The sequence below is a fragment of the Streptomyces sp. LN549 genome (assembly GCF_043203805.1).
GTDB lineage: Bacteria > Actinomycetota > Actinomycetes > Streptomycetales > Streptomycetaceae > Streptomyces.
The window spans coordinates 1,532,286-1,549,454 of sequence record NZ_JAZHRI010000002.1; the positions used below are offsets into that span (position 1 = coordinate 1,532,286).

Annotated in this window: 3 protein-coding genes; all 3 read left to right on the top strand. The window is 71.2% G+C overall.

The annotated features are described in order from the left end of the window. The first annotated feature begins 515 nt into the window (after positions 1–515). Genes SH922_RS06840 through SH922_RS06850 form a run of 3 tightly spaced genes read left to right on the top strand, consistent with a single transcriptional unit; the run spans position 516 to position 17,135 of the window. Complete coding sequence (locus tag SH922_RS06840) at positions 516–5,699, top strand: acyltransferase domain-containing protein (protein ID WP_393055895.1); 5,184 nt, start codon at positions 516–518, stop codon at positions 5,697–5,699. Position 5,700: 1 nt separating this feature from the next. Beyond that, on the top strand, positions 5,701–8,940 hold the full coding sequence (locus SH922_RS06845) for a type I polyketide synthase (RefSeq protein WP_393055898.1): 3,240 nt from the start codon (positions 5,701–5,703) through the stop codon (positions 8,938–8,940). Between the two features lie 14 nt (positions 8,941–8,954). Next, positions 8,955–17,135, top strand: a complete 8,181-nt coding sequence (locus SH922_RS06850) for an amino acid adenylation domain-containing protein (RefSeq protein WP_393055901.1) — start codon at positions 8,955–8,957, stop codon at positions 17,133–17,135. Positions 17,136–17,169: the final 34 nt, after the last annotated feature.

Sequence of the window (17,169 nt, forward strand, 5' to 3'; positions counted from 1 at the left end):
GAGGGCGTCGAGCATGCCCAGCCGTGCGCCCGGATACCCCGACCACGGCATCCGTCACCCCCGGGCCACCCACCATCCAGCTCCCGCCGGCCACCACCCGGGCCCGCCCATTGCCTATCCAAACGGAATTGGACTTCCGCACCAGGATTCAGCGACCGAGCCCAACTTCCGCCTATCTAAACGGAATTGACCTCGCCACCCGGGTCCAGCGGCCAGGCCTGCCCACTGCCTATGTAAACGGAATTGCCCTCGACACCAGGGCTCAGCGAGTCGATCTTGGTGCCAAGTCAAGGAGCTTGACAAGCCGACGCGACGCCTGCCAAGGTCATCCATCGCGGGGTGCCCCTGAGAGAAATTCAATTTCGGGGCACCGGGGGGAAGGGCACGACAACTTATGTAACGGCACTGTTAACACACCCTCTTTGGTCATATTGACTCTTGCTCCTTGGCGAGTCGAATGAGGGTGCACAAAAGCATCTTTCATATTTCGGGTAGCCTTCGGGGGGTGGCTTTGAATGGAAGCAACACAGTCGGCCGATCATCCGGCTGCCGACCTGGCCGCTGCGGTGCGCGCCGAGTTGTCCGCCCGGCTGGGCATGGATCCCGCCGCTCTGCGTGACGACATCGTCTTCTCCGCCTATGGACTCGACTCGCTCAAGGCCGTCGGATTCGTCGAGGCGCTCGGCGAACTGATGGGCCGTCGGCTTCCGGCCACGCTCCCGTGGGAATGCCCGACGGTCGAGCGGCTGGTCGCGCGGTTGATCGGCGGGCAGGAGCTGGAACCCACGGTCCCAGGAGCGATGGAGGGTCCGGGGGCCCCTGTGAGCGGCGAGCCCGTCGCCGTCGTGGGCATGGCCTGCCGCTTCCCGGGCGCGGACGACATCGATCAGTTCTGGCAACTGCTGAGCGACGGCGCCGACCTGGTCGGACCGCCACCGTCGGGGCGGCGGAAGCCCGGATCAGGACCGCGTGAAGCGGGATACCTGCGCGGCCCCGTCGATCGGTTCGATCCGCTGTTCTTCGGTATCTCCCCGCGCGAGGCGCAGGAGATGGATCCGCAGCAGTCCCTGTTCCTCGAAGTGGCCTGGGAGGCGCTGGACGCCGCGGGGCTCGGCGACGGCAGGCTCACCGGCAGCCGCACCGGGGTGTTCGTCGGCGCCATCTGGCATGACTACGCCGACTTGGGAGCGGCACCGGCCGGCCCGGCCTCGGCGTACATGGCGAGCGGGCGTTCCCTGAACATGATCGCCAACCGCTTGTCCTACTCGCTCGGGCTTCGCGGGCCGAGCCTGGTGGTCGACAGTGCGTGTTCGTCCTCCCTGCTGGCCGTGCACCTGGGCTGTCAGAGCCTGGCCACCGGGGAGTCGAACGTGGCCGTCGTGGGCGGGGTCAACCTGCTGCTGGACCCGCGGACCACGGAGGCGCTGCAGGGCTTCGGCGCTCTCGCGCCGGACGGCCGGTGCAAGGTCTTCGACGCGAGTGCCGACGGATTCGGCCGGGGCGAGGGCTGCGGCGTCATCGTCCTCAAACCCTTGTCGCGCGCGCTCGCCGACAACGACCGGATCTGGTGTGTGATCCGGGGATCGGCCGCCAACAACGACGGGCAGAGCAACGGCCTGACCGCTCCGAACCCGATCGCCCAGCAGGAAGTGCTCAGCCAGGCCTACAGAACGGCGGCGGTCGATGCGCGCGACGTCGCGTACATCGAGACGCATGGCACGGGAACCGCTCTCGGCGATCCGATCGAGGCCTCTGCCCTCGGCGCGGCGCTCACCGTGGGGCGGAAGCAGGACGCACCGGACTTGGTCATGGGCTCGGTGAAGGCGAACATAGGCCACCTCGAAGGCGCCGCGGGCATCGCAGGGATGATCAAGGCGGCGCTCTGCCTGCAGCATCGCCGGATCCCGCCGAACCCGCACTTCGCGACCCCGAACACGCACATCGACTTCGAAGGACTGCGCCTGCGCGTTCCGCGCGAGAGCGAGGCCTGGCCGGAGAACGCGCGCCCGCTCGCCGGAGTCAGCGCGTTCGGCTGGGGCGGCACGAACGTGCACGTCGTTCTCGAGGGACGCGACGAGCCCCTGACCCGTGAGCTGCCCGTGGCCGACGCCCCGGAGCAGACCGCGTCGTCGGTCGCTGCGCCGACGGGCATGCCGAGCCCGGACATCCTCTTCGCCTGCTCCCCGCACGGGCACCAGTACGCGGAAATGGGTGTCGAGATGATGCGCGCGGAGCCGATCTTCCGCGCCGCTGTCGAGGAGTGCGACCGCGCCTTCATCCCGCTGGCGGGCTGGTCCCTGGCCGAGAAGCTCGCCACGGGCCAGGAGGACAGGAAGCGCCTTGACGTGGTCCTGCCGCTGCTGTTCGCAGTGCAGGTCGGCCTGGCCCGCTGGCTGGAGCACACCGGGGTGCGTCCGGCCTCGGTGGTCGGGCACTGCATCGGCGAGATCCCGGCGGCCGTGATAGCCGGAATCCTCGACGTGGAACAGGCGACGTCGCTGGTCTACCACTACAGCCGGTACCAGTACCAGATGGCCCGCCCCGACCACGGCATGGCCGCCCTGGAGTACACGGTGGCCGAGGTGCGGGAACTCCTCGGCCCGGAAGAGGGCGCGGTGACCGTGGCCGCATGCAACGGGCCGCGTTCCACCGTGATCTCCGGCGACCGCCCTCGGCTCGAAGCAGTGGTGGCCGCGGCGAAGGCGGCCGGTGCCCAGGCCGGCATGATCGACGTCGATGTGGCCGGACACGGCCCGGCGATCGAGCAGGTCATCGAGGACCTGGTGCGCGACATCGGCGAGTTGCGCCCCCGCCCGGGTCGAATACCGATGATCTCCTCGGTCACCGCGGAGCCGCTCGACTGGCGTGAGGTCGACGGCGCGTACTTCGCGCAGAACCTGCGCTGCCTGGTCCGATTCGACGACGCCGTACGCCGGGCGATGACTGACGGCGCCTCGGTACTTCTCGAGATCACCGCCCATCCGGTGCTGCTGCACGCGTTGACGCAGCTCACCGATGAGGCCGCCGCCGCCGTCGGCGACACCGACGGCGCCGAAGGCCTCCCCGTCGCGCTCGGCACCATGCGGCGCGGCGACGCGCGCGGCGGGCTGTCCGACACTCTCAGCCGGCTGCGGACGCTCGGCTGGGAGCCGGTGCCGCCGGACGAGCCGAAGGCGCATCTGCTGACCCTCTCCGCGCAGAGTCCGCAGGCGCTGCTCCAGTACGCCGAGGACACGGCCCGCGCGCTGCGCACGGCAGGGCCGGAGATCACCGTGGCAGACGTCTGCCGGGCCACGGCCCGCCGCACCGTCTTTCCGTACCGGCTCGCCGCGGTCGGGCGGGATCTGCCCGGCCTGGCCGATGACTTGGACCGGCTCGCCAAGGGCGGCGACACGGAGGCCGCCCGGGCCTCGGAGCAGCCCGCCGTCGGCCGGCCCCGGACCGCGTTCGTGTTCCCGGGTCCGGACTCGCAGTGGCCCGGCATGGCCCGGAGACTGATGGCCGAGGAGCCGGTGTTCGCGGCGGCGCTGCGCGAGTGCGACGCGGAGGCGGCGCCGATGCTCGGCCGGTCGATCCTCGAGGAGCTGCGCTCGAACGCGGCCGACGTGCCACTGACCGGTCAGCGCGTCCAGCTCGCCCAGCCGCTGCTCTTCTCCGTCCAAGTGGCACTCGCCGAGCTGTGGCGGTCCTGGGGAGTTGAGCCGGACGTGGTGACCGGCCACGGGACGGGTGAGGTGGCGGCGGCGTACACGAGCGGGGCACTCACCCTGCACGACGGCCTTCGGATCATCTGCCTGGGCAGCGCTCTGCTCGGCGGGACATCCGGGCACGGCGGGGTGCCGGCCGATGTGGCCGCGCACAGCCCGCAGATGGACGGCCTGCTGGAGCGGCTGAGCGAGGTTCGGCCGACCGCGGGCCGGGTCCCGATCCACTCGACCGTACTGAACCGGCTCGTCGACGGCTCCGGCATGGATGCCGCGTACTGGTGCGACAACCTGCGCGAGCCTGTGTCGCTTTCGGACGGGGTCCGGTCGCTGCTCGACGAGGACATCTCCGTGTTCGTCGAAATCAGCCCGCACCCGGTCCTGACCACTGCGATCGATCAGACTGCCGCGCACGCCGGGCGGCAGGTGACGGTCGTCCCGTCGATGCGCCGCGACGAGGACGGGCGCGCTGTCATGCTGCAGTCGCTCGGGGCCGCCTTTGTCGCAGGTGTCGAGGTCGACGGGAGCACGGCTCTCCACCCCGGCGAGCCCCGCCTGGTGGACCTGCCGCCCTACCCCTGGCAGCGCGAGCACTTCCCGATCCCCGGACTCTCCGGTGCTGAGCGCGAGGTGCACTCCGAGTACGCGGCCGGCACGGGTCTGGTGCTCGGCGCCCGGCTCGACTCGGCGGTCGAACCCGGGCTGCACTACTGGCAGACGCGGCTGACCTCCGAGATACCGGAGGTCGCGGACCACCAGGTCCGGGGCATCGCGGTGGTGCCGGGATCGGCCTACCTCGCGCTGGCGACGGCTGCGGTCGACGAGGTGATACCGGGAGCGGAACTCACTGTTTCCGACCTGTTGTTCGCCTCCGCACTCGCACCGCAGACCGGACGGCCGCGGCTCGTGCAGTCGGTGCTGTCCGAAGAGGGCAGCGGCGCCCGCTTCCGCGTCTTCGACGGCGGAGGGGGTCCGAACCCGGTCCTGCTCGCCGAGGCCGTGTTCCGGGCCGAGGACGTCACGCCGGACGGGCGCAGCCCCCTGCGCCACGACATGGAGCTCTCCGCGCCGGACGTCCTCACGGAGGACGGCTTCTACCGGCTGCTGGCCGACAACGGCGTCGAGTGCGGCCCCGAGTACCGGCGGGTGACCGCCTTCCGGGCCCTCGACGGTGGCGCAGTCGCGCAGGCCACGCTCACGGCGCGGGATCTCGCGCTGTCGGGTACGCGGCTGCCGCGCTCCGCGTACGACGCTGCTTTCCAGACAGTCAGCGCCGCCGTGCTCAGCGGTGGCAACCCGGGCGGTTCTGGTGTGGTGCTGGTCGAGGGAGCCGATTCGATCTCCTTCGCCGGCAAGCCGTCCGGCACGGTGTCCGTTCACGTGCGGCTCGAGGCGGACGGCGCCGGGGGTACCCGGGCCGAAGTGCAGATGCTGGACTCCGCCGGCGGCGACCTGATGACGATCCGCGGGCTGCGTGTGCGCCGGTCCGACACGTTACGGATCGCGTCATCCGCCGCGGAGTCCGGCGGTTCTGTGCAGGCCGCGGAGTCTGCTCAGCCCGCGGCCGCCGAGAAGTCGGTGTCGGCGCTGCTCACGGCGGCCGACCCGGTGGCCGAGGTCGAGTCCACCCTGCGGACGGCCATCGCACGGATCGTGGGCACGAGTCCCGAGCGCGTGGGCGCCGACCAGCCGTTGCACGAGCTCGGCATGGACTCGCTCATGTCGGTCGAGCTCCGCAAGAGGCTGGAACGCAAGTTCAGCGTGGAGCTGTCTTCCAGCCTCATCTTCAACTACCCGACGGTCCGGAAGCTCGTGCCGTACCTCAGCGACAAGATCGGGCTGGGTACGCCGCGGCATGACGCCGACTCTGTGCGGCCGCCCGAGCCGGTGCCGCCCGGAGCCCCCGACGAATCCGCGCTCCTGCCTGGTGCGGATGACGGAGACAGCCTGATACGGGAGCTCGAACTCCTCGAAGCACGCATAGAGGACCTCTGACATGACAGATTCCCCCATCGTCGCGTCCCGGCCTGCGCCCGACGCCGCACGAATCGTCGCACGCCTCCGGGAACGCATCGAGAAGCTGGAGCGCACTCGCAGCGAGCCGATTGCTCTGATCGGCGTCGGCTGCCGGTTACCGGGCGGCGTCCGGTCCATGGAGGACTACTGGGACTTGCTCTCCGGCGGCGTGGACGCCATCACGCCCATCCCCGCCTCGCGGTGGGACGGGCCGTCCTTCTACGACCCCGACCCGGAGACGCCGGGCCGGATGCGCATGCAGTACGGCGCCTTTGTCGACGGGGTCGACGAGTTCGACCCCTACTTCTTCGGCATCTCGCCGCGCGAGGCGTCCCGGATGGACCCGCAGCAGCGGCTGTTCCTCGAGGTCGCCTGGGAGGCGCTGGACCGGGCCGGACTCTCCCGGGAGGCGCTTGCCGGCACTGCGACGGGCGTGTTCGTGGGGGTGAACTCCGCTGACTACCTCCAGCTCCAGGTGGCCGACCCGTCCTGGGCGGACACGTACACGATCACCGGCGGGACCAACTCGCTGATCGCGAACCGGCTTTCCTACCTGTTCGACCTGAGCGGCCCGAGTCTGACCGTGGACACCGCCTGCTCGAGCTCGCTCGTCGCGGTGCACCTGGCCTGCCAGAGCCTGCGCAGCGGCGAGAGCGACCTGGCCGTGGTCGGCGGCGTGAACCTGATTCTCTCCCCCTCGACGGCGGTCGCCCACGCGAAGGGCATGCCGCTGTCCCCGGACGGTCGATGTCGCACTTTCGACGCTTCCGCGAGCGGATACACGCGCGGCGAGGGTGTGGTCGCGGTCACGCTGCGCCGGCTCAGCGACGCGGTGGCCGCGGGCGACCCGGTCATCGCGGTGATCCGCGGCTCCGCGGTGAACCAGGACGGGCTGAGCAACGGTCAGACCGCGCCGAACGGCCGGGCGCAGCAGGCGGTGATCCGGCAGGCGCTCAAGTCCGCCGCCCTCGAACCGAACCAGATCACCCTCGTCGAGGCGCACGGCACGGGCACGGTTCTCGGCGACCCGATCGAGGTCGAGGCGCTGGCCGCGACCTACGGGCGCGCGGACGAGGCGCCGCCGTGCGTGCTCGGCTCGGTGAAGACCAACATCGGTCATCTGGAGTCGGCTGCCGGACTGGCCGGGCTGGTGAAGGCCGCACTGTGTCTCAAGCACGGGCGGATCATTCCCAACCTGAACTTCGACCGTCTCAACCCGAACATCGATCTGACCGGCACGCGGCTGGCCATCGCCGAGCAGGGCCAGGACTGGACGGCGGCCGAGCGCTTCCGGCACGCGGCGGTCAGCGCCTTCGGTGCCGGCGGGACGAACGCGCACGCGATCCTCGGACCGGCGCCCACACCCGCGCCCGCACCCCCGGCCGCGCCCGCCCCGGCGCCGCCGTACATCGTGGCGATGTCCGCCCGCACCGAGGACCTGCTGGCCGCGACGGCGACCGCGCACCGGGACTTCCTGCACGCGGCCCCGGCCGGCGACGCGGAGTTCCGGGCCATCGCGCACACGGCGAGCGCCCGGCGCACGCACCAGGAACACCGTCTCGCTGTGGTGGCCCGCACCGCGAGCGAGGCGGCGGACCGGCTGAGCGCCTGGTCGGAGTCCGGATTCGCACCCGGTGTGGTGAGCGGGCGTGCCGAGGATGCGCCGACCGGCGCGGTGTTCGCCTTCTCCGCGCACGCGCAGAGCGGCTGGGCGGAGACCGTGCGGCAGCTGTCGCAGGACAGCCCCGCTTTCCGGGAGATGCTCGACGACTGCGACGACGCTCTGCGCCCGTGGCTCGGCCGCAGCATCCACGGCCTGATAGAAGGCATCGACGACGAGCAGCGGATCGACCTGGTGCAGCCGGTGCGGTACGCGATCAGCCTCGCCCTGGCCGCCTGGTGGACGGAGGCGGGAATCCGCCCGCAGGCCGTCGTCGGTCACGGGTTCGGCGAGGTGGCTGCGGCTCGGTTCGCCGGGGTGCTCGACCGCACCGACGGCGCCCGGGTGATCTGTGCGCAGAGCGCGGCGGTCGAGGCGCGGCGGGGACACGGAGGGATGCTCGCGGTCGCCGCGTCGGCTGACCGGCTCGCCGAGCTGGCCCGGCGTTTCGACGGGCTCGCGGTGGCCTCGTCGGAAGGGCCGCTGTCCGCTTCGCTCTCCGGCCCGCAGGACGCGCTGGAGAAGGCAGCAGCCGAGCTCAAGGCGGAGAACATCCCGTCACGGCTGGTGAGCCAGGCGGTGGCGACACACAGCTCGGCCATGGACGAGATGCGCGAGGGACTGCTCGCCGCGCTGTCCGGGCTGACTCCGCGCCAGGCCGATCCGCAGATCATCTCCTCGGTGACCGGGCAGGTCCGCGAAGGCGCCGACTTCGGGCCCGAGCACTGGTTCGAGAACATGCGGCGCACGGTCCGCTTCTGGGACGCGGCGCAGACCGCTATCGGCCTCGGTGCCGGTGCGTTCGTCGACTTGAGCCCCAGGCAGCCGCTCGCCAGCAGCCTTCAGCAGGCACTCGCCGACGCCGGGGTGCAGGGGCTGGCCGTGCCCGCACCGAACTCCGGCGCCTCGGCCGGGGAACCCCTGCTGCTGGGCGCTGCGGCGCTGCACTGCGCAGGCATGCGGATACGGTTCGACGAGCTGCTCGGTCCGCCCGCCCTGGCCGTGCCGCTGCCGCCCCAGCCGTGGCAGCACGAGCAGCTCTGGTACCGCGAGCGCGACACCCCGGCCGCCCTGCAGGCACCGAAACCGGCCGCGCCGCAGCGGCGCCGCGTGTCCGTCGATGCCGAACTGGCCGGCCGACTGCGTACGCTGCCGCCGGCCGAAACGGTGCCGGCCGCTGCGGACTTCGTCCTCGGTCTGGTGGCCGCAGCCTTGGAGTTCGACTCCCGGGAGCTCGACCCGGACGCGGGCTTCTTCCAGCTCGGCATGGACTCGCTCATGGCGACGAACGTGCATGCGCGGATCGTCGCCGCCCTCGGCATACCGCTCCCGGCAACAGTGATGTTCGAACACGGGTCGGTCAACGCGCTCGCCCAGCATCTGGCCGAGGTGGCCGCACCCGAGACCGGGACCGCCGAGGTGCCCGTACCCGACGCCGGGACCGCTGAGGCGTCCGTCCCCGAGGCCGACGCTCTGAACGTGGACGCAGCGGATCTCGCGGATACCGAAGGCCTGTCGGAAGAAGATCTCATCATTCTGCTCAGCTCGGAAATCGACTAGTGAGGGATAGGGCTTTGACCATCGACACAGCTGAGCCCAGTTCGGCCCGCGAAGTGCTGGCCCGGAGCCTGGTACAGATCCGCACTTTGCGGGCACGCCTCAACGAGGCGGAGCAGGCGAAAACCGAGCCGATCGCGGTGATCGGCATGGGCTGCCGGCTGCCCGGCGGCGTGCGGAGCCCGGAACAGTACTGGGATTTCCTGCTCCGGAGCGAGAGCGGGACCGTGCCGGTCCCACCGGAACGCTGGGACCCGAAGCGGTGGGGCGGCATAGCGGGCGGCGGATTCCTCGACGAGGTCGACCGCTTCGATGCCGGGTTCTTCGGCATCTCTCCACGCGAGGCCGCCGCTCTCGACCCGCAGCAGAGGATGTTCCTCGAGGTGGCCTGGGAGGCCCTGGAGCACGCGGGGCAGGCGCCGGACCGCCTGGCCGGCAGCCCCACCGGCGTCTATCTGGGCGTCACCACCTACGACTACGTCCAGAACCAGATGCAGCAGGTCGTCGCCGACGAGCTGGAGATGTACTGCACCACCAGCAACGCCTCGACGTTCGCGGCCGGCCGGCTCTCCTACTGGCTCGGCCTGAGCGGCCCGAGCCTGTCCGTGGACACCGCCTGCTCCTCCTCGCTGGTCGCGGTGCACCTGGCCTGCCAGAGCCTGCGCTCCGGGGAGACCTCGATGGCGCTGGCCGGCGGTGTCAACGTCCTGCTGAGCCCGGAGTGGTTCCTGCTGATGTCTCAGGCCGGGATGCTCGCCGAAGACGGCCGATGTAAGACCTTCGACGCGTCGGCCGACGGCTACGGCCGAGGCGAGGGCTGTGGCGTGGTGGTGCTCAAGCGGCTGTCCACCGCGCTCGCGGACAACGATCGCATCGAGGGGCTGATTCTCGGCTCCGCTGTCAACCAGGACGGCCGCAGCAGCGGCATCACCGTGCCGAACCCGGCGGCGCAGACCGAAGTGGTGCGGGCAGCGCTGCGCGCAGCACGGATCGAGGGCAACCGCGTCGGGTACATCGAGGCGCACGGCACGGGCACCCCGCTCGGCGACCCGCTCGAACTGCGGGCGCTGCGTGCCGCGCTCGGCGCGCCGGCCGGTTCGGAGCCCCCGCTGGTCGGTTCGGCCAAGACCAACTTCGGTCACCTGGAGGCCGCGGCCGGCGTCGTAGGGCTCATCAAGGCCCTGATGACGGTGCAGCACGGCACCGTACCGCCGCACCTGAACCTGAGCACCGTCAACCCGGCGATCGATCTGGACCAGCTGCACCTGCGCATCCCGGTCGAGCCGACCGTGTTCCCCGCCGGGGACGGGCCCCGCGTCGCCGGAGTCAGCGGCTTCGGCGTCAGCGGCACCAACGCGCACGTGGTGGTCGGCGAGCCGCCGGCACCGGAATCGAGCGCGAACGCGCCCGAGCCGCGCAAGGACCATCTGCTGACCCTGTCCGCGAAGAGCTCCGCGGCCCTGGGCGAGCTGGTGCACGCCTACCAGGACCGGCTGGCGGCCGCGGACGAGCAGGAGCTGCCCGACCTCTGCCACACGGCGGCTGTGGGCCGCGCCGCGCTCCCCTTCCGGGCCGCGGTGGTCGGCCAGACCGCGCAGGCACTGCGCGAAGGACTTGCCGAGGCGATCGAGCTGCCGGCCGAGGACACCTCGCCGAACGTGCACACGGGCCGGGTGAGCGCATCTGCCCGGCCTCGCGTCGCCTTCCTGTTCACCGGCCAGGGGTCGCAGTACGCGCCGATGGCTGCCTCGCTCTACCGGACCGAGCCGTTGGTGCGCGAGCTGTTCGATCAGGCCGACGAGCTGCTCGAGCCCGTGCTGGGCCGCCGCTTGCTGCCGCTGATGCTCGACGGCTCGCTCGACTCCGGGCTCATCGACGAGACCCGCTACACCCAGCCGGCCCTGTTCATTCTCGAGTACGCCGTCGCCCGGCTGTGGCGCTCCTGGGGCGTCGAGCCGGCCGCCCTGCTCGGCCACAGCGTCGGCGAGCTCGCCGCGGCCTGTGTGGCCGGGGCGATGGACTGGACCGAGGGCGCACTGCTGGCCGCCCACCGCGGCCGGCTCATGCAGGAGCTGACTCCCGCGGGCGCGATGGTCACCGTGTTCGCCGACACCCAGCGGGTGCGCGAACTGCTCGCGCAGGCCGGGGAGGGGCTCTCGCTCAGCGCCATCAACGGCCCGCAGAGCGTCGTGGTGGCCGGCGCGCCGGAGGCGATGGAGCGCTTCCTGCCCGTCCTCGCCGAAGCGGGCATCAACTCAAGGCCGATCAAGACCTCCAAGGCCTTCCACTCGCCGCTCATGGAGCCGATGCTCGACCCGTTCGAGGCCGAGGCCGAGAAGATCGCGTACCGGGCGCCGCAGATTCCGTTGTTCTCGAACGTGACCGGCAAGTCCCTCAGCGGCGAAGGCTGTATCGGCGCCGCGTACTGGCGCCGGCACGCGCTGGCCCCGGTGGACTTCCACCGCGGGATGCAGGCCGTGTTCGACTCCGGATGCACCGTGTTCATCGAGGTCGGGCCGAGCCCCGTGCTCAGCGGCATGGCCACGCGGTTCGCCCCGCAGTCCGATTCCGGCCCCGACTTCCTGTTCCTGCCCTCGCTGCGGCAGAAGCAGGACGACAACCGGGTGATGCTCAACGGCCTGGCCGCGCTGCACACCCGCGGCGTCCCGGTGGACTGGGCGAAGGTTGACGCCGGCCGCGGCCGGCGCAAGGTCGCCGCACCCACGTACCCGTTCCGGACCGATCGGCACTGGTACACCCCGAGCACGCAGACTCCGGATGCGGCGACTTCGGCCTCCCTGGTCCCCTCGGCGAACGGGCGCCCGCCCGTCGCCACGACGGGCGCTTCCACAGCCGACGGGGCCGGCACCGGCGGCGCGCTGCTCGGCGCATCGATCCCGTGTGCTCTGGACAGCCGTCTCTTCGACGCACGGATCGACCCCGCGTCGCACGCCTGCCTGCGGGACTGCGTCATGGACGGGATGCCGGTGGTCAACGCCGGCGTCTATCTCGATCTGGCCATGTCGGCCGCGCGGCGGGAAGGCGTGACCGGGCCGATCGCCATCGAGGACTACTCGATTCCCCAGAGCCTGATAGCCAGCGAGGTGTGTGCCGGACAGCTCGCGCTCGAACCCATCGACGAGGCGCGTTACGCCTACCGCTTCTTCGCCCGCCCGGAGAGCGCCGGCGACTCCGCCGCCTGGGCACTGCACGCCCAGGGGCGCGTCGGCCCCGGAGTGCCCGGGACGGCCTCCGCCGCCATCGACGAAGCGGAGCTGGCCGCCGAGTTCGCGCAGCAGACCAGCGGCGAGGACCACTACAGGCAGCTCTGGCAACGCACGATCTACCTGGGTGGGTCGGCCCGCTGGATCGACCACATCTGGCACCGGCCGGGCGAGGCCGTTGCCCGGATACGGCCGGCCGCGGCCGGCGAGGCCGACCCGTATCTGCTGCACCCGGGCGTGACCGACTCGCTGCTGCAGATGCTGATCAGCTGCATGCCCGAAGGCGGCACGCCGGACGAGGCCTACATGCTTCTCGGCATCGATCGCCTCACGTTCCACGGCCACGACGGCAGTGAGCTCTACTGCCGCACCACGGTGACCCGGTCCGGCTACGCCGGCGACGTGCTCACCGCGACGCTCGACGTGCGTGACGCCGGGGGCAACCCGGTGGTGTCGGCCGACGGCGTGTACATGAAGCGCGCGGACAAGGACGCGGTCACGCGTCAGCAAACTGACGCGAGGACGAACAGCCCGGCGCGCCCGGGGGCCGCGCGGTCCGCCAAGCCGACCGGAGCGTCCGGTGCCGCACGCGCACGCATCCTCGCCCTGCCCGCGAACGAGCGAGCGGCCGAGACCCTGAAGCTGGTCACCGGAACCGTCGCGGGCGTGCTCGGATCCCAAGCCGAGGACCTCGCCCTCGACGAGCCGCTCCCGGCCCTGGGGCTCGACTCGCTGATGGCGCTGCAGGCCAACGACCAGTTGACCCGCCAGCTGTCGGTGTCGCTGCCGCTGGTCGCCTTCATCGAGGGCTGCGACATCAGTGGCCTGACCGATCTGGTGCTCGACGCGCTCGGTGAGCCGACCGGCGGGGACGCCGTACAGGGCTCTGATCCGGGCGCGGCCGCGAGCCTCGAACTCGCGGCGGACGAGCCACCGCGGATCGTGCCCGACCCGGACGCGCGGTTCGAACCGTTCCCGCTGACCGACCTCCAGCAGGCCTACCTGATCGGCCGCACGGACGCGTTCGAGCTCGGGAACGTCTCGACCTACTTCTTCACCGAGGTCGACCTCGAAGGCGCCGACCTGGACCTCTTGACCGACAAGCTCAACGCGCTGATCGCCCGCCACGACATGCTCAGGGCCGTCATCAACAACGACAGCACCCAGCGCGTGCTGCCCGAGGTGCCGCGTTACGAGATCCGTACCTACGACGTGTCAGGGCTCGAAGCCGACACCCGCGACCAGAAACTGGCCGCCCTGCACGAGGAGATGCGCGACCAGGTCCTCGCCGCGGACCAATGGCCGCTGTTCGACGTTCGCGCCAGCATCCTGGGCGAGGGGCGCATCCGCCTGCATGTCGCGCACGAGGCGCTGATCAGCGACGCGTGGGGCGCGTCGACGGTGTTCCGCGAATGGGCGCAGTCCGTCCGCGGCGAGGAGCTGGACGAGCCGGCGGAGATCACCTTCCGCGACTACGTCATCGCGGCCAAGGAACTGGAGCAGGGCCCCGAGTACGCGGCCTCGCTCGAGTACTGGCGCGGCCGGGTCGCCGAGATGCCGCCCGCACCCGAACTGCCGCTGGCACGCGACCCTGCCACCGTGCACCGGCCGCACTTCGTGCACCGCGAGCACCGGCTCGACCGCGAGGCCTGGACAGCGTTCCGGGAGCATGCGAAGGCGGCCGGGGTCACCGCGTCCGCAGCGATCTGCGCCGCGTACACCGAGGTGATCGCGCAGTGGAGCAAGAACCCCGACTTCACCCTGAACATGCTCTTCTTCAACCGGATGCCGCTGCATCCGCAGGTGGACTCGATCGTGGGCAACTTCAGCTCGACCATTCTGCTGGAGGTGCACGCGGGCGGCAGCACCCCGTTCGGCGAACGTGCCGTGAAGGTGCAACAGCAACTGTGGCAGGACCTCGAGCACAGCCGGGTGAGCGGTGTCCGGGTGCTGCGGGAGATGAACCAGCAGCGCGGCGAGTCGGTGCGCGCATCCGTTCCGGTCGTGTTCGCCAGCACGGTGAACTTCGCCGCCCGGGACACCCGCGCCGCGGGTACCGGCCTGGTTCAGCACCTGCTGTCCCTCGGCGACAGCGGCCGCGAGGTCTCCAGCGCCATCCGCACCCCGCAGGTGTGGCTCGACCACCAGGTGATCGAGGACGACGGAGAGCTGATCGTCAACTGGGACGTGGTGGAAGAGCTCTTCCCGGCCGGCCTGATCGACGCGATGCATGCCGCTTACGTCAGCCTTCTCAACGAGCTGGCCGCCTCGCCGACGGCTTGGAACAGCCCGATCGCCCCGCTCCTGGGGCAGAAGGAGCTCGCTGTACGGCACCGCGTCAACGCCACCGCGGGCCCGCGGCCCGAGGAGCTGCTGCACGCCGGGTTCATGGCCAACGCGGCCGAACGGCCCGAGCGGGTAGCCGTGATCACGCCCGACCGGAGCCTCACCTACGGTGAACTCGACGCGCTGTCGAACCGGATAGGCAACTGGCTGCTCGAACACGGCACCGCCCCCGAGCAGCTGATCGGCGTGGTGATGCACAAGGGCTGGGAGCAGGTCGCCGGGGCACTCGGCATCCTCAAAGCGGGTGCCGCCTACGTGCCGATCGACGCCGCGGTCCCTGCCGAACGGTTGCGCACGTTGTGCAGGACCTCCGGCATCACCGTGGCGCTCACCCAGCCCGGCGGGCCGGCGGACGAGTCCTGGCCCGACGGCGTGGAACGGCTCGTGGTCGACGACGAGACGCTCGCCGCGCTGTCCGACGCGCCGACTCCCCCGTCCCCCGCGGACCCGGGCGACCTGGCGTACGTCATCTTCACCTCCGGCAGCACCGGAACCCCCAAGGGGGTCATGATCGAGCACCGGGCGGCCGGCAACACCATCGCGGACGTCAACGACCGGTTCACCGTGACCGACCAGGATCGTGTGCTGGCCCTGTCGGCGTTCAACTTCGACCTGTCCGTCTACGACGTGTTCGGCATGCTCTCCGCCGGCGGTGCGATCGTGCTGCCAGATCCGGACGCCGCACACGAACCGTCCCGGTGGGCCGAACTCGCCAGGAAACACGGCGTGACGATCTGGAACAGCGCCCCGGCCCTGATGGAGCTGTTCGCCCAGCACCTCGCCTCGCCGACCGCGCAGGCGCCGGACCTGGTCCGCGTCGTGATGATGAGTGGCGACTGGATACCGGTGACCCTGCCGGATCTGATCCGGCGCGGGCTGCCCGGCGCGGCGATATGGAGCCTGGGCGGCGCGACCGAGGCGTCGATCTGGTCGATCTGGTACCCGATCGAAAGTGTCGACCCGCAGTGGACGAGCGTCCCGTACGGCGTGCCGATGCGCAATCAGCAGTTCCACGTGCTCGACGAGCAGTTGCGCCCGCGCCCGGCCCTGGTCCCTGGCCAGCTCTACATCGGCGGCGACGGCCTGGCCCGCGGGTACCACGCCGACGGGGAGAAGACGCGCGCCTCGTTCGTCAGGCACCCGGCCACCGGTGAGCGGCTCTACCGCACCGGTGACATGGGCCGGTACCGGCCCGACGGCGTGATCGAGTTCCTCGGCCGCGAGGACGATCAGGTCAAGGTGCAGGGATACCGCATCGAGCTGGGTGAGATCGAAGCAGCGATCTCGCACTGCGAGGGCGTGCGCGCCACCGTGGTGCAGGCGCTCGGCGACCGGCAGGGTCCCAAGCGGCTGGTCGCCTACGTGGTCCACCAGCCCGACGCCGACCCGGACACCGGCAAGCTCGAGTCGGCGCTGCGCGCCGTGCTGCCGGAGTACATGGTGCCGAGGCAGTTCGTGCTGCTCGACGAGATGCCGCTCACCGCCAACGGCAAGGTGAACCGCGCTGCGCTGCCCGATCCGTCCATGGGCCTCGGCGAGGCCGCCGGCCGGGCGCCCGAAGGCGAGACCGAGACCCGGCTGGCCGCGATCTGGGCCGAGTTCTTCGACCCGACGCTGGTCACCGCAGACGCCGGCTTCTTCGCCCTGGGCGGCGACTCACTCACCGCGGTGCGGCTGATGGCCCGCATCGAGGCCGAGTGGGAGCGGGTGCTGCCGGTGTCCCTGCTGTTCGCCCGGCCGACCATCGCCCAGCTGGCCGAGGCGCTGTCCGACCTCGGCAGCACACACCGGCGCGAGGCTCTGGTGCAGGTGCGCACGGAAGGTGAACTGCCGCCGCTGTTCTTCGTGCACCCGGTCGGCGGCGACGTGCTCTGCTACGCGGAACTGGCCGCGCGGGTCGGTGGCGACCGCCCCTTCTATGCGCTCCAGACCCCTGACGACCTGGACGCGCCGACGCTGACCGACCTGGCCGCCCACTACGTCGAGGAAGTCATCTCGGCCCAGCCGGACGGCCCCTGGCTCCTCGGCGGCTGGTCGATGGGCGGTGTGGTCGCGATCGAGATGTCCCGGCTGCTGGCCGCGTCGGGCCGGAAGGCGGACCTGGTCGTCGCGGTGGACCTGCTCGAAGCGCCGGGCCCGGCGACCGGCGGGCCACTCGGCGACGACGACCTGCTCGACTGGTTCGCCCGCGACCTGGCCGGACTGTCGGGCAGCGACTGGACGCCGCGCTCCGCGGCGGACAGCGGCGAGAAGGGCAGGGACGAGGACGGCGGCGAGACGGTGCCGTCCGCACATCCCGACCGCATCCAGTCCCTGCGCCAGTCCCTGGTGAGCGCCGGCGTGTTGCCGTCGGACATCGGCGCCGAGGCCTTCCACCGCATCATCGAGCGCTTCATGGCCAACTCGCGCCTCCTGGAGGCCCACCGCCCGGCCCCGTCCGGGGTCCGCACCCTGCTGCTTCGCGCGGCGGACGGCGGCGCGGACGAGAAGACCGCCGCGGCCTGGGTGGACATGCTGGGCGGCGAAGACGCAAGCGTCGAAGCCGTGCCCGGTGATCACTACTCCGTCGTCGCGCCGCCTGCCGTGGACGTCGTCGCAGACGCGATCCGGCGAGCCCTGAACCCCTGACCACACCGGCAAGCAATCTCCTGACGAAAGACGA

Coding starts and splice junctions, on each gene's coding strand:
- SH922_RS06840 (WP_393055895.1), top strand. CDS start 516: ATGGAAGCAACACAGTCGGCCGATCATCCGGCTGCCGACCTGGCCGCT.
- SH922_RS06845 (WP_393055898.1), top strand. CDS start 5,701: ATGACAGATTCCCCCATCGTCGCGTCCCGGCCTGCGCCCGACGCCGCA.